The organism is Acidovorax sp. PRC11 (assembly GCF_031844105.1).
In the GTDB taxonomy this organism is placed as follows: Bacteria; Pseudomonadota; Gammaproteobacteria; order Burkholderiales; family Burkholderiaceae_C; genus Paracidovorax.
Window position 1 is genome coordinate 223,932 of record NZ_JAUZUQ010000001.1, and the last position, 19,473, is coordinate 243,404.

15 protein-coding genes are annotated in these 19,473 nt (G+C 70.2%); 14 read left to right on the forward strand and 1 reads right to left on the reverse strand.

Annotated elements, in window-relative coordinates; translation table 11 throughout:
- Nucleotides 1-16: 16 nt before the first annotated feature.
- From serC to Q9R47_RS01050, 14 genes are all read left to right on the forward strand, one after another.
- Nucleotides 17-1,126 carry a 3-phosphoserine/phosphohydroxythreonine transaminase gene (serC, locus tag Q9R47_RS00985; RefSeq protein WP_311231391.1) on the forward strand — a complete coding sequence of 370 codons (1,110 nt, stop codon included), beginning with the start codon at nt 17-19 and terminating at the stop codon, nt 1,124-1,126.
- 72 nt (nt 1,127-1,198) lie between these two features.
- Nucleotides 1,199-2,299, forward strand: coding sequence for a prephenate dehydratase (pheA, locus tag Q9R47_RS00990; RefSeq protein WP_311231392.1), 1,101 nt, complete (start codon nt 1,199-1,201; stop codon nt 2,297-2,299).
- Between the two features lie 20 nt (nt 2,300-2,319).
- Nucleotides 2,320-3,195, forward strand: a complete 876-nt coding sequence (locus Q9R47_RS00995; protein ID WP_311231544.1) for a prephenate dehydrogenase/arogenate dehydrogenase family protein — start codon at nt 2,320-2,322, stop codon at nt 3,193-3,195.
- A 16-nt stretch (nt 3,196-3,211) separates the two neighbouring features.
- A complete protein-coding gene (locus Q9R47_RS01000; protein ID WP_311231393.1) occupies nt 3,212-5,251 on the forward strand; it encodes a bifunctional 3-phosphoshikimate 1-carboxyvinyltransferase/cytidylate kinase in 2,040 nt (679 codons plus the stop codon).
- A gap of 153 nt (nt 5,252-5,404) precedes the next feature.
- Nucleotides 5,405-7,090 carry a 30S ribosomal protein S1 gene (gene rpsA, locus Q9R47_RS01005; RefSeq protein ID WP_311231394.1) on the forward strand — a complete coding sequence of 562 codons (1,686 nt, stop codon included), beginning with the start codon at nt 5,405-5,407 and terminating at the stop codon, nt 7,088-7,090.
- A gap of 104 nt (nt 7,091-7,194) precedes the next feature.
- A complete protein-coding gene (locus Q9R47_RS01010; protein ID WP_311231395.1) occupies nt 7,195-7,527 on the forward strand; it encodes an integration host factor subunit beta in 333 nt (110 codons plus the stop codon).
- 66 nt (nt 7,528-7,593) lie between these two features.
- On the forward strand, nt 7,594-7,938 hold the full coding sequence (locus tag Q9R47_RS01015; protein WP_311231396.1) for a LapA family protein: 345 nt from the start codon (nt 7,594-7,596) through the stop codon (nt 7,936-7,938).
- Entirely contained in the window at nt 7,928-9,085 is a 1,158-nt protein-coding gene (gene lapB / locus Q9R47_RS01020; protein ID WP_311231397.1) for a lipopolysaccharide assembly protein LapB, read from the forward strand. Before Q9R47_RS01015 ends, lapB begins: the two co-directional genes overlap by 11 nt.
- A gap of 126 nt (nt 9,086-9,211) precedes the next feature.
- On the forward strand, nt 9,212-12,232 hold the full coding sequence (locus Q9R47_RS01025; protein ID WP_311231398.1) for a monovalent cation/H+ antiporter subunit A: 3,021 nt from the start codon (nt 9,212-9,214) through the stop codon (nt 12,230-12,232).
- Nucleotides 12,232-12,597 (forward strand): Na+/H+ antiporter subunit C, encoded by a 366-nt coding sequence (locus Q9R47_RS01030; protein WP_271452729.1) that lies wholly within the window; start codon nt 12,232-12,234, stop codon nt 12,595-12,597. Before Q9R47_RS01025 ends, Q9R47_RS01030 begins: the two co-directional genes overlap by 1 nt.
- A gap of 64 nt (nt 12,598-12,661) precedes the next feature.
- A complete protein-coding gene (locus tag Q9R47_RS01035) occupies nt 12,662-14,485 on the forward strand; it encodes a monovalent cation/H+ antiporter subunit D (protein WP_311231399.1) in 1,824 nt (607 codons plus the stop codon).
- Nucleotides 14,482-14,976, forward strand: coding sequence for a Na+/H+ antiporter subunit E (locus Q9R47_RS01040; protein WP_311231400.1), 495 nt, complete (start codon nt 14,482-14,484; stop codon nt 14,974-14,976). The genes Q9R47_RS01035 and Q9R47_RS01040 overlap by 4 nt, the downstream gene beginning before the upstream one ends.
- Nucleotides 14,973-15,263: a K+/H+ antiporter subunit F gene (locus Q9R47_RS01045; RefSeq protein WP_107172222.1), complete on the forward strand. Its 291-nt coding sequence runs from the start codon at nt 14,973-14,975 to the stop codon at nt 15,261-15,263. Before Q9R47_RS01040 ends, Q9R47_RS01045 begins: the two co-directional genes overlap by 4 nt.
- Nucleotides 15,260-15,631: a monovalent cation/H(+) antiporter subunit G gene (locus Q9R47_RS01050; protein ID WP_311231401.1), complete on the forward strand. Its 372-nt coding sequence runs from the start codon at nt 15,260-15,262 to the stop codon at nt 15,629-15,631. Before Q9R47_RS01045 ends, Q9R47_RS01050 begins: the two co-directional genes overlap by 4 nt.
- Before the next feature lie 85 nt (nt 15,632-15,716).
- Here the strand turns inward: Q9R47_RS01050 and Q9R47_RS01055 are convergent, their stop codons facing one another.
- A complete protein-coding gene (locus Q9R47_RS01055) occupies nt 15,717-19,379 on the reverse strand; it encodes a hydantoinase B/oxoprolinase family protein (protein WP_311231402.1) in 3,663 nt (1,220 codons plus the stop codon).
- Between the last annotated feature and the right edge of the window lie 94 nt (nt 19,380-19,473).

Here is a 19,473-nt window from a genome sequence, read left to right on the forward strand (position 1 = left end):
TCGATCGCCTGAACCGATGAACCGCCCGTACAACTTTTCCGCCGGCCCCGCCGCCATCCCTGCCGAAGTCCTGCAGCAGGCCGCCTCCGAAATGCTGGACTGGCACGGCAGCGGCATGGGCGTGATGGAGATGAGCCACCGGGGCAAGGAATTCCTGTCGATCTACGAACAGGCCGAGGCGGACCTGCGCGAGCTGCTCGCCGTGCCGCAGAACTTCAAGATCCTGTTCATGCAGGGCGGCGGACTGGCCGAGAACGCGATCGTGCCGCTGAACCTGTCGCGCGCCGCGACGGTGGACGTGGTGGTGACCGGCAGCTGGAGCCAGAAATCGCTCAAGGAAGCGCGCAAGTATGCTTCCGAGGTGCATGTCGCCGCGTCGGCGGAGGACAGCGGCTTCACCACCCTGCCCGATCCGGCGAGCTGGCAGCTGAGCCGCGGCGCGAGCTACCTGCACCTGTGCAGCAACGAGACGATCCACGGCATCGAATTCCACGAACTGCCGGACCTGCGCGCGCTGGGCAGCGATGCCCCGCTGGTGATCGACTTCTCGTCGCACGTGGCCTCGCGCCCGGTGGACTGGTCGCGCGTGGGCCTGGCCTTCGGCGGCGCGCAGAAAAACCTCGGCCCCGCCGGCCTCACGCTGGTGGTGGTGCGCGAAGACCTGCTGGGCCACGCCCTGCCCGCCTGCCCGAGCGCCTTCGATTACAAGGTGGTGGCCGACAACCAGTCGATGTTCAACACGCCGCCCACCTGGGGCATCTACATCGCGGGCCTGACGTTCCAATGGCTCAAGCGCCAGCGCGAGGGCGGGCTCTCCGGCGTCGCGGCGATGGAGGCGCGCAACGTCGCGAAGGCGCGGCTGCTCTACAACTTCATCGACCAGTCGCAGTTCTACGTGAACAAGGTGTCGCCGAACGCACGGTCGCGGATGAACATTCCCTTCTTCCTGCGCGACGAGTCGCGCAACGATGCCTTCCTGGCCGGCGCGAAAGAGCGCGGGCTGCTGCAGCTCAAGGGCCACAAGTCGGTGGGCGGCATGCGCGCGAGCCTCTACAACGCCATGCCGCTCGCGGGCGTGGAGGCGCTGGTCGCCTACATGCAGGAATTCGAGCAGCGCAGCGCCTGAAACGCGGCGGCGCACCGCGGCCCCTTCCGGCCGCCGCGCGCCGCCCGCAGTACCGATCCGATCGACCGAGCCATGTCCACTTCCCCACAAGCCTCCCCCGATCTCGCCAGCCTGCGGGTGCAGATCGACAACATCGACCAGCAGCTGCTCACCCTGCTCAACCAGCGCGCGCTGGTGGCCGAGCGCGTCGGCGAGGTCAAGAAGCGCGAAGGCACGCCCTTCTTCCGCCCCGACCGCGTCGCCCAGGTGATCGAAAAAATCCAGACGGCCAACCCGGGCCCGCTCAAGGGCCCGCACGTCGCGGCGATCTGGCGCGAGATCATGTCGGCCTGCCTGGCGCTGGAATCCCCCCAGCGCGTGGCGGTGCTGGGCCCGGCAGGCACGTTCTGCGAGCAGGCCGCCGTGGAATTCTTCGGCGGCGCGGCCGACCTGATGTACTGCGCCAACTTCGACGAGGTGTTCCACGCCACCGCCGCGGGCAGCGCCCAGTACGGCGTGGTGGGCGTGGAGAACTCGGTCGAAGGCGTGGTGACGCGCTCGCTCGACCTGTTCCTGCACACGCCCTGCCACGTGGTGGGCGAGGTCAGCCTGCTGGTGCGGCACAACCTGCTGCGCCTGTCCGATTCGCTGGAAGGCATCGAGGTGGTGCTGGCGCATCCGCAGGCGCTGGCGCAGTGCCAGGCCTGGCTCTCCAAGCACCTGCCGCATGCGGAACGCCGCCCCGTGTCGAGCAATGCCGAGGGCGCGCGCCTGGCCGCCGGCAACCCGGCGTGGGCCGGCATCGCCAGCGAGCGGGCGGGCACGCAGTTCGGCCTGCACCTCGTGTCGCACGCGATCCAGGACGACGCCTACAACCGCACGCGGTTCGCCGTGATCTGCCTGCCGCACACGCTGCAGACGCCGCCGCCTTCCGGCAAGGACTGCACGAGCCTCGTGGTGTCGGTGCCCAACCGCCCGGGCGCGGTGCACGACCTGCTGGTGCCGCTCAAGACGCATGGCGTGTCGATGACGCGCTTCGAGTCGCGCCCCGCCCGCACGGGGCAGTGGGAATATTATTTCTACATCGACCTCGACGGCCACCCGAGCCAGCCGCACGTGGGCAAGGCCCTCGAAGAACTGCGCTCGCTGTGCGCGTTCTACAAGGTGCTGGGCACCTACCCGGTGGCGCCATGAGCGCGGCATCGCCCCCCCCGGTGTTCGAGCAGCTCGGCCTCATCGGCTGCGGGCTGATGGGCGGCTCGTTCGCGCTCGCGATGAAGAAGGCCGGCCTCGTCAAGCGCGTGGTCGGCTACAGCAAGTCGCCCTCCACCACCGACCGCGCGCGCCAGATGGGCGTGATCGACGTCGAGGCGCCCTCCGCCCTGCTCGCGGTGGCCGGCGCCGACATCGTGCTGCTGGCGGTGCCGGTGGCGGCCACGGAATCCACGCTGCGGGCCATCAAGCACCTCGTCACGCCGCAGATGCTGGTGATGGACGTGGGTTCGACCAAGGCCGACGTGGTGCAGGCCGCCCGCAGCGCGCTGCGCGACCAGATCGGCTCGTTCGTGCCGGCGCATCCGATCACGGGCAGCGAATCCTCCGGCGTCGATCACGCGGAGGCCGAGCTCTATACCGGGCGGCAGGTCATCCTGACGCCGACCGAGCGCACGCTCACCGGACAGCTGCGCCGCGCCGAGGCGCTCTGGACCGCGCTCGGCTGCAAGGTGCGCAGCATGTCGCCGGAATCGCACGACGCGGCCTTCGCCGCGGTGAGCCACCTGCCGCACCTGCTCGCCTTCGCGCTGATGAACGGCATCAACGCCCAGCCGGAGGCCGACACCTTCCTCTCGCTCGCCGGCCCGGGCTTCCGCGATTTCACGCGCATCGCCGCCAGCGACCCGAAGATCTGGCGCGACATCCTGCTCGCCAACCGCGAGGAGCTGCTGGCGCAGTCGCGCCACTTCGGCCAGGCACTCCAGCAGATGGAGCAGGCCATGCAGCAGGGCGACGGCCAGGCGCTCGAAGACCTCATCACCCTGGCCAGCGAGACCCGCGCGCACTGGCGCATGGGCGCGCGCCGCGCCTCCTAGTTGCTCCGTTCCGCCGATGTACAGCACCGCCTTCCTCGACCTCCCTCCCCTGGCCGCCGCGGGCGGCACCGTGCAGTTGCCGGGCTCCAAGAGCATCTCCAACCGCGTGCTGCTGCTGGCCGCTTTGAGCGAGGGCACGACCGACGTGCACGACCTGCTCGCCTCGGACGACACCCGGGTGATGCTGGACGCGCTGCGCGAGATCGGCTGCGGCGTCGATGAGAGCGGCGCGGCGCAGGGCGTGGTGCGCATCACGGGCCTGGGCGCTGCGCCCGCGCGCTCTCCGGCGAAACTGTTCCTGGGGAATGCCGGCACGGCCATGCGTCCGCTCACGGCGGCGCTCGCGCTGCTGGGCGGCGAGTTCGAGCTCTCGGGCGTGCCGCGCATGCACGAGCGGCCGATCGGCGACCTCGTGGAAGCGCTGCTGCAGCTCGGCTGCCAGATCAGCTACCTGGGCAACCCGGGCTTCCCACCGCTGCGGATCGCGCATGCGGGGGGCGTGCCGCCGCTGGCGCTGGACGCCCCGGTGCGGGTGCGCGGCGACGTCTCCAGCCAGTTCCTGACCGCCCTGCTGATGGCACTGCCGCTGGTGGCGCGCGCGCAGGACGTGGTGATCGAGGTGGTGGGCGAGCTCATCTCGCGCCCCTACATCCACATCACGCTGCAACTGCTGCAGCGCTTCGGCATCGCGGTGCGGCACGACGACTGGCAACGGTTCACGATCCCGGCCGGCAGCCGCTACCGCTCGCCGGGCACGATCCACGTGGAGGCCGATGCCTCCTCGGCCAGCTACTTCATCGCGCTCGGCGCGCTCGCCGCGCCGGATGCGGCGCGCGGGCCGCTGCGCATCCAGGGCGTGGGGCTGGATTCGATCCAGGGCGACATCCGCTTCGCCGAGGCGGCGCGCGCCATGGGCGCGGAAGTGACCGGCGGGCCGAACTGGCTGGAAGTGCGCCGCGGCGCCTGGCCGCTGAAGGCCGTGGACCTCGACTGCAACCACATTCCCGATGCGGCCATGACGCTGGCCGTGATGGCGCTCTACGCCCAGGGCACGACCACGCTGCGCAACATCGCGAGCTGGCGCGTGAAGGAGACGGACCGCATCGCCGCGATGGCCGAGGGTTGCCGCCGCCTGGGCGCCACCGTCGAGGAAGGCCCGGATTACCTGCGCGTCACCCCGCCCGCCACGCCGGCCGACTGGCGCGCCGCGAGCATCCACACCTATGACGACCACCGCATCGCGATGTGCTTCTCGCTCGCGGCGTTCAACCCGGCGGATCTGCCGGTGCGCATCGAAGACCCGAAATGCGTCGCGAAGACGTTTCCCGATTATTTCGAGGCGCTGTTCTCGGTCGCGCAGACGCCCGTGGAACGGATTCCCGTGATCTGCATCGACGGGCCGACGGCCTCGGGCAAGGGCACGGTGGCCGCCGCGGTGGCGCATCGGCTGGGCTACCGGTTCCTCGATTCCGGCGCCATGTACCGCATCACCGCCCTAGCGGCCCTGCGCGCGGGTCTGTCGATCGACGCCGCCCACCAGGACGCCATCGCCACCCTGGCGCGCACCCTGCCCGTGCGCTTCGAGGAGGGCAGGATCTGGCTCGGCCGGGACGACGTGACGGACGCGATCCGCACCGAGGAGGCCGGCATGAACGCCTCCCGCGTCTCGGCCCTGCCCCCCGTGCGCGAGGCGCTGGTGGCACTGCAGCACAGCTTCCGGCGGCTGCCGGGGCTGGTGGCGGACGGACGCGACATGGGCACGGTGATCTTCCCCGGGGCCGCGCTGAAGGTCTATCTCACGGCGAGCGCCGCCTGCCGTGCGGAACGGCGCCATAAACAGTTGATTTCAAAGGGGATTTCGGCTAACATAGACGACCTTCGCGCGGATTTGGAGGCGCGTGACGTCCGGGACAGCACCCGGGCGGTCGCGCCTCTCAAGCCCGCGCAGGATGCGCTGGTGCTGGACAATTCCCTGCTGTCGGTCGACGAGGCCGTCGAGCAGGTGCTCGTCTGGTGGCAGCGCCTGCAGCCCTTCGCGCAGCCCGCGCAAGGGTGACGACGGCCCGCGAGGCCCTTCCCGCGCCTGCAGCGCGCGGCCCTTGCGGAGTGTTCAACCCCAACCGTGGCCCACAAGCCACACCCCCGCAGGCAACGATAGAAACGCCGGCAATGGTGCCGGCGGAAACGCGCCCGCGGACCTAGGAAATACATGTCTGAATCTTTTGCCGCCCTTTTTGAAGAGTCCTTGACGCGCACCGAAATGCGCCCGGGTGAAGTCATCACCGCCGAAGTCGTGCGCGTCGAGCACAACTTCGTCGTGGTGAACGCAGGCCTCAAGTCCGAAGCCTACGTGCCCCTGGAAGAGTTCAAGAACGACAAGGGCGAAGTCGAAGTGCAGGTCGGGGACTTCGTCTCCGTGGCCATCGGCTCGATCGAAAACGGTTACGGCGACACCATCCTGTCGCGTGACACCGCCAAGCGCCTGGCCTCGTGGCTCGCGCTGGAAAAGGCCCTGGAATCCGGCGAATTCGTCACCGGCACGACCAGCGGCAAGGTCAAGGGTGGCCTCACGGTTCTGGTCAACGGCATCCGCGCCTTCCTGCCCGGTTCGCTGATCGATACGCGTCCGATCAAGGATCTGACGCCGTACGAGAACAAGACCATGGAATTCAAGGTCATCAAGCTCGACCGCAAGCGCAACAACGTGGTGCTGAGCCGCCGCGCCGTGGTGGAAGCCTCCATGGGCGAAGAGCGCGCCAAGCTGATGGAAACCCTGAAGGAAGGCTCCATCGTGCAGGGCGTGGTCAAGAACATCACCGAATACGGTGCGTTCGTCGACCTGGGCGGCATCGACGGCCTGCTGCACATCACCGACATGGCATGGCGCCGCGTGCGTCACCCCTCGGAAGTGGTGACGGCCGGCCAGGAAATCACGGCCAAGATCCTGAAGTTCGACACCGAGAAGAACCGTGTCTCGCTGGGCCTGAAGCAGATGGGCGACGATCCCTGGATGGGCGTTTCGCGCCGCTATCCCTCGGGCACGCGCCTGTTCGGCAAGGTCACGAACATCGCCGACTACGGCGCGTTCGTGGAACTCGAGCCCGGCATCGAAGGCCTGGTGCACGTCTCCGAAATGGACTGGACGAACAAGAACATCGCCCCGTCCAAGCTCGTGTCGCTGGGTGACGAAGTCGAAGTCATGGTCCTCGAGATCGACGAAGACAAGCGCCGCATCAGCCTGGGCATGAAGCAGTGCAAGGCCAACCCGTGGCAGGAGTTCGCGCAGAACACCAAGCGCGGCGACCGCGTGAAGGGCCCGATCAAGTCGATCACCGACTTCGGCGTGTTCGTGGGCCTGGCTGCCGGCATCGACGGCCTGGTGCACCTGTCCGACCTGTCCTGGAACGAGCCCGGCGAAGCCGCCGTGCGCAACTACAAGAAGGGCCAGGAAGTCGAGGCGATCGTGCTGGCCGTGGACGTGGACCGCGAGCGCATCTCGCTGGGCATCAAGCAGCTCGACGGCGACCCGTTCACCACCTTCGTGACGGTGAACGACAAGGGCCAGACGGTGACCGGCAAGGTCAAGACCGTGGACGCCCGCGGCGCTGAAATCGACCTCGGCGAAGACATCGTGGGCTACCTGCGCGCTTCGGAAATCTCCCGCGACCGCGTGGAAGATGCCCGCAACGTGCTGAAGGAAGGCGACGAAGTCACGGCCGTGGTGGTGAACGTGGATCGCAAGACCCGCAACATCCAGCTGTCGATCAAGGCCAAGGACATGGCCGACGAGCAAGGCGCGATGGCGTCCCTGTCGCAGCAGTCGGCCCGCGAAAGCGCCGGCACGACCAGCCTGGGCGCCCTGCTGCGCGCCAAGCTGGACAATTCCGACAAGTAATCGGAACCTGCCGCCCCGCAAGGCGACGGAAGGCCGTGCCCAACGCACGGCCGCGAGCGGCGGGCGCCTCGTGCGCCCGCCGCTTTTTTACAAGTGAGCATTCCATGACCCGATCAGACCTCGTCGAAGAACTCGCCGCACGTTTCGGCCAGCTCACGCAGCGCGATGCCGAAGCCGCCGTCAAGACCATCCTGGATGCCGTGGGCGACGCCCTGGTGCGTGGCCACCGCATCGAGGTGCGCGGGTTCGGCAGCTTCTCGGTCAACCGCCGCCCGCCCCGCATGGGCCGCAACCCGCGCAGCGGGGAAGCGGTGCATATTCCGGAAAAGCGCGTGCCCCACTTCAAGCCCGGCAAGGCGCTGCGCGAGGCCGTGGACCAGCGCACGGCCGAGATGGGCATCGGCGCGCCCGGCGACATCGCGGCCGGCAAGCCCTGAGCCACGTCTGCCGGCCCTCCGCGACCACGCCCTGCCCGTAGAATCGCCCCACCCTCGGGGAGACGCATGAAATACTTCCTGTGGCTGCTGAAGGCAGCCATTTTTTTCACCCTGTTCGCCTTCGCCCTGAACAACCAGCAGGACACGACGGTGCATTTCTTCTTCGGCACGCGCTGGACCGCGCCCCTGGTGCTGGTGGTGCTGGCCGCCTTCGCTCTCGGACTGGTGGTCGGCGTGCTCGGCATGGTGCCCCGCTGGTGGAAGCACCTGCGCGCCGCCCGGCGCGCGGAGGCCGCACTCCCGGCCACCGCACCCGCCGCCGCGGGCATGGCCGCAGCGCCCGGCCCCGCCGCCACCCCCGCGGTCCCCACCGTCGATCTGCAGCAGCAGCCCCCGATCCATGGAATTTGACCTGAGCTGGCTGCTGCTGGGGCTGCCGCTCGCCTTCGTGCTGGGCTGGCTGGCCTCCCGCTTCGACCTGCGGCAGCTGCGCGAGGAGAACCGGCGCGCACCGAAGGCGTACTTCAAGGGCCTGAACTACCTGCTCAACGAGCAGCAGGACCAGGCGATCGACGCCTTCATCGAGGCGGTGCAGAACGATCCGGACACGTCGGAGCTGCACTTCGCGCTCGGCAACCTGTTCCGCCGCCGCGGCGAATACAACCGCGCGGTGCGCGTGCACGAGCACCTGCTGTCGCGGGGCGACCTGAACCGCACCGACCGCGAGCGGGCTCAGCATGCGCTGGCGCTCGACTTCCTCAAGGCCGGCCTGCTGGACCGGGCGGAAGACGCGCTGCAGCGCCTGGAGGGCACGCCCTTCGAGGGCCAGGCGCGGCTGGCGCTGCTGGCCATCTACGAGCGCTCCCGCGACTGGCCGCAGGCCACCGCCATCGCGCGCAAGATGCACGATTCCCAGCAGGGGGACTTCAGCACCCGCCAGGCGCACTACCTCTGCGAGCAGGCACTGGCACGTGCCGCCCAGGGCGATCTGGAAGCCGCCCAGACGCAGTTCGAAGAGGCCATGGTGTCCGCCCCCGGCGCACCGCGCCCGCGCATCGAGCTGGCACGCCTGCAGCAGCGCCGCGGCGATGCGGCGGCGGCCCTCGCGACGCTGCAGGCGCTGGCGCGGCAGTCGCCCGGCGCCCTGCCGCTCGCGGCGCCACTGCTGATCGAGCTGGCGGCGTCGACGGGCCGGCAGGCCGAGGTCGCGCAGCTGCTCGCGGAGCACTACGCCCAGGCCCCGTCGCTGGACGTGCTCGACGCGATCGTGGCGATGGAGACGGCCGCGGGCGCGGCCGGCGGAGCGCCCCGCGACTGGTACGTGCGCCACCTGGAGAAGGAGCCCTCGCTGGTGGCCGCCGCCAAGTGGCTGGCGCAGGAGCGGCTGGAGCACGAGGAATTCCATCCCCAGGTGCAGCGGGCGCTCGACCAGGCGGCCAAGCCGCTCACGCGCTACCGCTGCGCCGCCTGCGGCTTCGAGGCGCGCCAGCACTTCTGGCAATGCCCCGGCTGCCAGAGCTGGGACAGCTACCCGGCCCGGCGCGTGGAAGAGCTGTGAACACGGCGGCCGCCGCGCGCTGGGCGCTGCGGTCCAGGTCACCCCGCCGGGGTGCGCCCATACACCGGAGTCTGCTCGGGTTTTCATAGCGGCTGGCGCGGACCTTGCCCGTAGAATGGTCCGCGCATGTCCCTGATCTTCCTCGTCCTCCTGCCCTTCGCAGGCAGCCTGCTGGCGGCCCTGCTGCCGGCGAACGCGCGCAACGCCGAGTCGACGCTCGCGGGCGCCGTGGCGCTGTTTTGCGCGGTGCAGGCGGCCCTCTACTTCCCGGAGGTGGCGGCGGGCGGCGTGGTGCGGCAGGACATTTCCTGGCTGCCCTCGCTCGGGCTGAACCTCGTGCTGCGGATGGACGGGTTCGCGTGGATGTTCTGCATGCTGGTGCTGGGCATCGGGGCGCTGGTGGTGCTGTATGCGCGCTACTACATGTCGGCCGCCGATCCGGTGCCGCGCTTCTTCGCGTTCTTCCTCGCGTTCATGGGCGCGATGACCGGGGTGGTGATCTCGGGCAACCTCATACAGATGGTGTTCTTCTGGGAGCTCACCAGCCTGTTCTCCTTCCTGCTGATCGGCTACTGGCACCACCGCAAGGACGCGCGCAGCGGCGCCCGCATGGCCCTGACGGTGACCGGCACGGGCGGTCTGTGCCTGCTGGCCGGCGCGCTGGTGCTGGGGCACATCGTCGGCAGCTACGACCTGGACCGCGTGCTGGCCGCCGGCGAGCTGGTGCGCGGCCACCCCCTCTACCTCACGGCTCTGGTGCTGGTGCTGCTGGGCGCGCTCACCAAGAGCGCGCAGTTCCCGTTCCACTTCTGGCTGCCGAACGCCATGGCGGCTCCCACGCCCGTCTCGGCCTACCTGCATTCGGCGACCATGGTGAAGGCCGGCGTGTTCCTGCTGGCGCGCATGTGGCCGGTGATGGGAGGCACCGAACCGTGGTTCTGGATCGTCGGCGGGGCCGGGCTGCTCACGCTGCTGATCGGCGGCTATGCCGCCATGTTCCAGCACGACCTGAAGGGGCTGCTGGCCTATTCCACGATCTCGCACCTGGGGCTCATCACCCTGCTGCTCGGGCTCAACAGCCCGCTCGCGGCGGTGGCCGCGGTCTTCCACATCATGAACCACGCCACGTTCAAGGCGTCGCTCTTCATGGCCGCGGGCATCATCGACCACGAGAGCGGCACGCGCGACATCCGGCGCCTTTCGGGCCTGCGGCGCATGATGCCGATCACGTCCACCCTGGCGACGGTGGCGAGCGCGGCGATGGCCGGCGTGCCGCTGCTCAACGGCTTCCTCTCGAAGGAAATGTTCTTCGCGGAAACCGTGTTCCTCGAGGCCTCGCCCATCGTGGCCACGGCACTGCCCGTGGCGGCCACGATCGCCGGTGTCTTCAGCGTGGCCTATTCGCTGCGCTTCACGGTGGACGTCTTCTGGGGGCCGAAGGCACAGGATCTGCCGAGGGAGCCGCACGAGCCGCCGCACTGGATGCGCGTGCCGGTCGAACTGCTGGTGCTGGCCTGCCTCGTGGTCGGCATCTTCCCGGCCTGGTCGGTGGGCCGCTACCTGGCCGCGGCGGCCCTGCCGGTGGTGGGTGGCGATCTGCCCGAGTACAGCCTCGCGATCTGGCACGGCTTCAACACGCCGTTCGTGATGAGCCTGGTGGCGCTCGCGGGCGGCACGGCGCTCTACCTGCTGCTGCGCCGCCAGCGCGAGGCGGGCCGGATCGACGCCCCCCCGCTCATCTACCGCGTGAGCGGCAAGCGCATCTTCGAGGCCGTGCTCACGGTGGTGACGCTCGCCGGCTACCGCGGCCGCCGCATGCTCGGCACGCTGCGGCTGCAGTGGCAGATGCTGTGGCTGGTGCTGGCGGCGCTCGTGGCGGGCGCGCTGCCGCTGTGGTCGCGCGGGCTGCAGTTGGGCGATCGCGGCACGCTGCCGCTGTCGCCCGCCTTCGTCGCGATCTGGGTCGTCGGCTCGGTCTGCGCGGTCGGCGCGGCCTGGCAGGCGAAATACCACCGGCTGGCCGCGCTCACGCTGCTGGGCGGCGCGGGGCTGTGCACCTGCATCACCTTCCTCTGGTTCTCCGCGCCCGACCTCGCCCTCACGCAGATCGTGGTGGAGGTCGTCACCACGGTGCTCGTGCTGCTGGGCCTGCGCTGGCTGCCGCGGCGCGACGAGCGGCTGCGGGAAGTGGCGCCGGTCGTCGGCCTGCCGCGGCTGCGGCGCGCGCGCGACCTGGTGATCTCGCTGTTCGCCGGCGGCGGGCTGGGCTGGCTGGCCTACGTGATGATGAGCCGGCCGTTCCCCGAGAGCACGTCCACCTTCTTCCTGGAACGCGCGCAGTCCGAAGGCGGCGGGACCAACGTGGTGAACGTGATGCTGGTGGATTTCCGCGGCTTCGACACCTTCGGCGAGATCGTGGTGCTGGGCATCGTGGCGCTCACCGTGTATGCGCTGCTGCGGCGCTTCCGCCCCGCGCGCGAGGCCATGGACCTGCCGGAACAGCAGCGCAACATGCCCGCCGACCTGCAGACCGACCTGCTCAACCCCCGCCACGCCACGGACACCGCCGTGGGATACCTGATGGTGCCGGCCGTGCTGGTGCGGCTGCTGCTGCCGTTCACGCTGCTGGTGTCGTTCTACATGTTCATGCGTGGGCACAACCAGCCCGGCGGCGGCTTCGTGGCGGGCCTGGTGCTCTCCGTGGGCCTGCTGCTGCAGTACATCATTTCGGGCACGCAGTGGGTGGAGGCGCACCTGGCCCTGTACCCGCGCCGCTGGATCGCCACCGGACTGCTGTTCGCCCTCGGCACGGGTGCGGGCGCGCTGTTCTTCGGCTACCCGTTCCTCACCAGCCACACCGCCCACCTGCACCTGCCGGTGGTGGGCGAGATCCACGTGGCCAGCGCCCTCTTCTTCGACATCGGCGTGTTCGCGCTCGTGGTGGGCGCCACGCTGCTCATGCTGACGGCCATCGCCCACCAGTCGGTGCGCGGCCACCGCTACCACGCCCGCCTCGCGGAGGAGCGCGAGGCGGAAGAATCGGCGCAGTCCGCGCAGTCGGCCCATGCGGCCGAAAGCAAACTGCCCGTGGCGCTGGAGGGCGCCCGCGGCGGAGCCGCCGCCACGGCACCGGGAGGGAACCGCTGATGGAAATCGTTCTGGCCGTCGCGATCGGCGTGCTCGCGGGATCGGGCGTGTGGCTGGTGCTGCGCCCCCGGACCTACCAGGTCATCATGGGGCTGGCGCTGCTGTCGTATGCCGTGAACCTGTTCATCTTCAGCATGGGCCGGCTGGGCCTGGCCGTGGGCAAGGAACCGGTGCTGGCCGAAGGCGTGCCGAAGGACCTGCTGCACTACGCCGACCCGATGCCGCAGGCGCTGGTGCTGACGGCCATCGTGATCGGCTTCGCCATGACGGCGCTGTTCCTGGTGGTGCTGCTCGCCTCGCGCGGCATGTCGGGCACCGACCACGTGGACGGATCGAACTCGCGCGACGTGCAGGAGATGCCATGACCGCCGTGCGCATCGCCACCCCTCGCACCCCCCCGTACCGCCGACCCGCGGCCGGAGGCCGCCGATGAACGCGGCCCTGCAGGCTCAGTTCTCGCAGTGGATGGCGGCCGCCATGCCGCACCTGATGCTCGCGCCCATCATGCTGCCGCTGCTGACGGCTGCGCTGATGCTGCTGCTGCGCGAGGAGCGCCAGCGCCTCAAGCTGGGCATGAACCTGGTGTCCACGCTGGGCGGGCTGTGCATCGCGCTCGCGCTGCTGTTCTGGACGCACCTGGGCGGCAAGCCCGTGACGATGGGCGTGTACCTGCCGGGCAACTGGCCCGCGCCCTTCGGCATCGTGCTCGCGCTCGACCGGCTCTCGGCGCTCATGCTGGTGCTCACGAGCTTCGTCGCGCTGTGCTCGGTCCTGTTTGCGGCGGCGCGGTGGCACCGCGCGGGCGTGCATTTCCATCCGCTGTTCCAGTTCCAGCTCATGGGGCTGGCGGGGGCCTTCCTCACGGCGGACCTGTTCAACCTGTTCGTGTTCTTCGAGATCATGCTGGCGGCGTCGTACGGGCTGCTGCTGCACGGCTCCGGGCGCCCTCGCGTGCAGGCGGGGCTGCACTACATCGCGATCAACCTCGCGGCATCCTCGCTCTTCCTGATCGGCGTGTCGATGCTCTACGGCATCACCGGCACGCTGAACATGGCGGACCTCGCGCAGACCATCCCGCACGTGGCCGATGCCGATCGCGGCCTGCTGCACGCGGCCGCGGGCATCCTGGCCACGGCCTTCCTCATCAAGGCGGCGGTCTGGCCGCTGAACTTCTGGCTCGCGCCGGCCTACAGCGCGGCGAGTGCGCCGGCCGGGGCACTGTTCGCGCTGATGACGAAAGTGGGCGTCTATACCATCCTGCGCCTCTGGACGCTGATGTTCGGCGCCGAGGCCGGGCCGTCGGCGCTGTTCGGCAGCCTGTGGCTGATCGGCGGCGGCCTCGTGACCATGGCGTTCGGCGCGATCGGCATGCTGGGTTCGCAGCGCATCGGCGTGCTGGCGGGCTATGCGGCCATCCTGTCGTCGGGCACGCTGCTGGCGGCCGCGGGCTTCGGGCAGAACCTGCTCACCGCGGGCCTGCTCTTCTACCTGCCGAGCTCCACGCTGGCCATCAGTGCCCTCTTCCTGCTCACCGACCTGATCGACCGCTGGCGCAACGACGGCGCCACGCTCGCCCCCCACGAGCTGGACGACGATGCACCGTTCCTCACGCCCGAGCTGGTGCCCGCCCAGCGCCTGAACCTGGACGAGCAGGAGATGGTGCTGGTCGGCCGCGTCATCCCGGCGGCGGTGGCCTTCCTGGGCCTGGCCTTCCTGGTGTGCACGCTGGTGATCGCGGGCCTGCCGCCGCTGTCGGGCTTCGTCGGCAAGTTCGCGATGCTCACGGCGCTGCTCAATCCGCTGGGGCTGGGCGCGTCGTCCGGCATGCGGGCCGGCCCGGTCGGCTGGGTGCTGTTCGCCATGCTGATAGCCACCGGGCTCATGGCGCTGCTCGCGCTCACGCGCACGGGCATGCGGCATTTCTGGACCACGCACGACCGCGCCGCCCCGCAGCTGCGCGTGCTCGAAGGCGTTCCCATCGCCCTGCTGCTGGCCTGCTGCGTGGGCCTGACGCTGCAGGCAGGCCGGGTGATGGATTTCACGCAGGCGACGGCGAACGCGCTGCACGCGCCGGGGGGCTACATCGACGCCGTGATGTCGGCCCGGCCCAAGCCCGGACCCGCCACGCCCGAAGGCGCGGGGGCCGGGGCCACCGTGCGCAGGTTGGCGCCCGGGCCCTCGCCTTCGCAGGCGGGCTCTCCGGCGACCGACGTCGCGGCGCGGCCCCTGGCCGAACCGAAGGCCGTGCCATGATGAAGCGCCTCTTTCCCGCCCCGCTGTTGTCCATCGCGCTGGCCGGCATGTGGCTGCTGCTCAACCACTCTGTGAGCGCCGGCCAACTGATCCTCGCGGCCATCGTGGGCGTGGCGATTCCGCTGCTAACCCGCGGCCTGCGCCCATTGCCGGTGCGCGTGCGCCGGCCCGGCGCCATCCTGCGCCTGGCATGGTCGGTGATGGTGGACACCTCGCTCTCCAACCTGAACGTGGTGCGCTTCCTCGTGTTCAAATCGCAGCGCAAGCACCCCCCCGGCTTCGTGCAGATCCCCCTGGACCTGCGCGACGCGAACGGGCTGGCCGTGCTGGCGGTGATCGTCTGCATCACGCCCGGCACCTCGTGGGCCGAGCTGTCGCTGGACCGCTCGGTATTGATGCTGCACGTGCTGGAGCTCGACAGCCCCGAGGCCGTGATCGGCCACATCAAGCAGCGCTACGAACGCCCCCTGATGGAGATCTTCGAATCATGACGATGACCACCAGCCCCGTGCTCTCCTGGGCCCTGCCCCTCGCGCTGGCCATGCTCGCGCTGGCGATCGTGTTCGCGCTCGTGCGTATCCTCAAAGGCCCTTCCGCGCAGGACCGGGTGCTGGCGCTCGACTGCATGTACCAGAGCGGCATGCTGGCGATGCTGGTGCTGGGCATCTACTACGGCAGCACCAATTATTTCGAGGCGGCGCTGCTGATCGCGCTGCTGGGGTTCGCCAGTTCCACCGCCATGGCGAAGTTCCTGCTGCGCGGCGAGGTGATCGAATGACGCAGGCGATCCCGCTCTGGGCCGAGATCGCCGTGGCCGTGCTCGTGCTCGTGGGCGCGGCGATCGCGATGCTGGGCTCTCTCAGCCTGCTGCGGCTCAAGACGTATTTCGAGCGCGTGCACGCGCCTTCGATCATCGCCACCATGGGATGCTGGTGCATCATGCACGGCACGCTGCTGTATTTCTCGATCGCGGGCCACGGCCTGGCGCTGCACCCGCTGCTGATCGCGCTGTTCGTCGCGGTGACGGTGCCCGTGACCAACATCTTCCTCATGCGCGCCGCCCTGTTCCGCGCGCGGCGCGCGGGCCGCGACGTTCCGCCGAGCCTGAGCCGCCACGCCGACCAGGCCAGCGAGCGCGACTCCTGACGGCTGCGGGCTGTGGGCTGCAGGCTGGGGTCCGGAGGCCCGCCGCCGCAGCCGAAGACCGCACCCGGGTGCAGCCCCGCGGTCGTCAGCCCAGGCTTCCGAAGCCACCCCCGCCCGGGGTATGGATCTCGAACACGTCGCCCGGCTGCATGTCCACCTGGCCGATGTGGTCCAGCGCCTCCACCCGGCCGTCCGCCCGCACCACCCGGTTCACGCCGGGTTGCCCTGCCTCGCCGCCGGCCATGCCGAAGGCGCCCGCCTGGCGGCCGTTGGAGAGGATGCTGGCCGTCATGGGCTCGAGGAACCGGATGCGGCGCACGCCGCCGTCCCCGCCGCGCCAGCGGCCTGCTCCGCCCGATCCGGCGCGCAGCGCGAAGCTCTCCAGCCGCACGGGGAAGCGGAATTCCAGCACTTCCGGATCGGTGAGCCGCGAATTCGTCATGTGCGTCTGCACCACGCTGGTTCCGGGAAAGCCCCCCGCCAGTGCGCCGGATTCGTCGAAAAGCCCGCCCGCGCCGCTGCCGCCCGCGACGGTCTCGTAGTACTGGAACCGTTCGTTGCCGAACGTGAAGTTGTTCATGGTGCACTGGCTGCCCGCCGACACGCCGAGGGCGCCCAGCAGGGCGTTGGTGATGCAGGTGGATGTTTCCACGTTGCCGGCCACCACCGACGCCGGCGGCAGCGGGTTCAGCATGGAGCCCGGCGGGATGATGACCTGCAGCGGCTTGAGGCAGCCCGCGTTCAGGGGGATGTCGTCGTCCACCAGGCAGCGGAACACGTACAGCACCGCCGCCATGCACACGGCGGTGGGCGCGTTGAAGTTGTTCGGCTGCTGCGGCGAGGTGCCGGTGAAATCGATCACCGCGCTGCGCCGCGCTGCGTCGATGCACACCGCCACCTGGATGCGCGCGCCGTTGTCGAGGGGAAGCGTGTAGGCGCCTTCGGGCAGGCGCGAGGCCAGCCGCGCGATGGCCCGGCGCACCGACTCCTCCGCATTGTCCTGGACATGGCCCATGTAGGCCTGCACGACCGGAAGGCCGAACTGCGCGACCATCCGGCGCAGCTCCTGCGCGCCTTTTTCGTTGGCCGCGATCTGGGCCTTCAGATCGGCGAGGTTCTGCTGCGGGTTGCGGGCCGGGTGGTCGCCGCCCGCAAGCAGCGCGAGCATCCCGGCCTCGCGCAGCACGCCGTTCTCCACGAGCTTGACGTTGTCGATCTGCACCCCCTCTTCCTCGATGCGCGTGGAAAAGGGCGGCATCGAGCCCGGCGTGGTGCCGCCCACGTCCGCATGGTGGCCGCGGCTGCCGACGTAGAAGGACGGGCGGCCGGACGCGGTGTCGCCCCCCTCGTCCAGGTACACGGGGGTGATGACGGTGATGTCCGGCAGGTGCGTGCCGCCATGGTAGGGGTCGTTCAGCACGTACACGTCGCCGGGGCGCATGCGGCCGGCATTGCGCGCGATCACCGTGCGGATGCTCTCGCCCATGCTGCCCAGGTGCACCGGCATGTGGGGCGCGTTGGCGATGAGCTGGCCATCGGCATCGAACAGCGCGCAGGAGAAGTCCAGCCGCTCCTTGATGTTGACCGAGTGGGCGGTGTTCTGCAGCTGCAGCCCCATCTGCTCGGCGATGTTCATGAACAGGTTGTTGAAGACCTCCAGCAGGACCGGGTCCACCGTCGTGCCCACGGCGTGGCGCACCGCGCGACGGGCCCGGCGCTCCAGCACCAGATGGTCCTGCGCGGTGAGGCGGGCCTCCCAGCCCGGCTCGACCACGGTGGTGGACGTGCGCTCGGCGATGATGGCGGGCCCCTGCAGCACATCGCCCGGCCGCATGTCGCCCCGCACCACCAGCGCGGCATCGTGCCAGCGCACGCCGCCGTCCGGGTCTTCGGTATAGACGCGCACGGTCTCGCGGCGCGGTACCTCGCGCGGCGGATGGAGGGCGTGCAGGCGCTCGGCGGGTGCCTCGCCGGGCGCGATGGCCTCCACCGACACGGCCTCCACCACCATCGCCCGGCCCGCCATCAGGAAGGCGAACCGCTGCCGGTAGGCGGCCTCGAATGCGGTCCGCACCTCGGCGGGGCTGCCGAAGGGAACGGCCAGCGCAGTGTCGGAGCCGGCATAGCGCACATGCATGCGGCGCAGCACGGCCGGCGCCTGCGGCTGCGACCCCGTCCCCTGGGCCTGCAGTTCCTCCTGAGCGCGGGCGGCCAGCAGCGCCAGCGCGTCTTCCACCGCGGGCCACGAGGGCGCGTCCAGCGGCACTTCCAGCGCCTGCTCGCGGATCACGCTCTGGTCGGCCAGGCCCATGCCATAGGCCGACAGCACCCCGGCGAGAGGATGCACGAAGACGCGCTGCATGCCCAATGCATCGGCCACCAGGCAGGCATGCTGGCCGCCCGCCCCGCCGAAGCACTGCAGGGTGTACGCAGTGATGTCGTAGCCGCGCGCGACCGAGATCTTCTTGATGGCATTGGCCATCTGCTGCACGGCGATCCGGATGAAGCCGTGCGCCACGTCCTCCGGCGCGCGGCCGGTGCGCGCGGCCCAGTCGGCGAACCGCTCGCGCACCACGCCGGCATCGAGCGCCGCATCGCCGGCCGGGCCGAACACCTGCGGGAAATGCGCGGGCTGGATCTTGCCCACCATGACGTTGGCGTCGGTCACCGCCAGCGGACCGCCGCGCCGGTAGCATGCCGGGCCGGGATGGGCGCCGGCGCTCTCGGGCCCCACGCGGAAGCGCGCGCCGTCGTAGTCCAGCAGCGAGCCGCCTCCGGAGGCCACGGTATGGATGCCCATCATGGGCGCGCGCATGCGCACGCCGGCCACCTGCGTATCGAACTCGCGTTCGAATTCGCCCGCGTAATGGCTCACGTCGGTGGAGGTGCCGCCCATGTCGAAGCCGATCACCCGGTCGAAGCCGGCCGCGGTGGCGGTGCGTGCCATGCCCACGATGCCGCCCGCCGGGCCCGACAGGATCGCGTCCTTGCCCTGGAAGCGGCGCGCATCGGCGAGCCCGCCGGACGACTGCATGAAGTAGAGCGGCACGCCCGGCATCTCGGCCGCGACCTGCTCCACGTAGCGCCGCAGGATGGGCGACAGGTAGGCGTCCACCACGGTGGTGTCGCCGCGGCTGACGAACTTCATCAGCGGGCTCGTGGCGTGCGACGTGCTCACCTGCGTGAAGCCCGCCTCGCGCGCGAGCCGTGCCGCGGCGGCCTCGTGCGCGGTGAAGCGCCAGCCGTGCATGAACACGATGGCCACGCTGCGCAGCCCCGCGTCGTGCGCAGCCCAGAGGCGCTCGCGCAGGTGGGCCTCGTCCAGCGGCTGCTCGATCTCGCCGTGGGCCCCGACGCGTTCCTGGGCCTCGATCACGCGTTCGTAGAGCAGTTCGGGCAGCACGATGTGCCGGTCGAACAGCCGCGGCCGGTGCTGGTAGGCGATGCGCAGCGCGTCGCGGAAGCCGCGCGTGGTGACCAGCAGCGTGGGCTCGCCCTTGCGCTCCAGCAGCGCGTTGGTGGCCACGGTGGTGCCCATCTTCACGCACTCCACCCGGTCGGGCGTGACCGGCGCGCCGGGCGGCAGTCCCAGCAGGTGGCGGATGCCCGCCACGGCCGCGTCGCGGTACTGCTCCGGGTTTTCCGACAGCAGTTTGTGGGTGGCCAGCGAGCCATCCGGGGCGCGCCCGACGATGTCGGTGAAGGTGCCCCCGCGGTCCACCCAGAACTGCCAGCCGTTTCCTGCCATAGTGCGTCCTCGTCCAGATTCCGTTGTTGCGGCGCGTGCATTGCACGGCCCGCGATTTCCATAATGTAGGGGCCCACGGGCCCGTCCCCTGTCC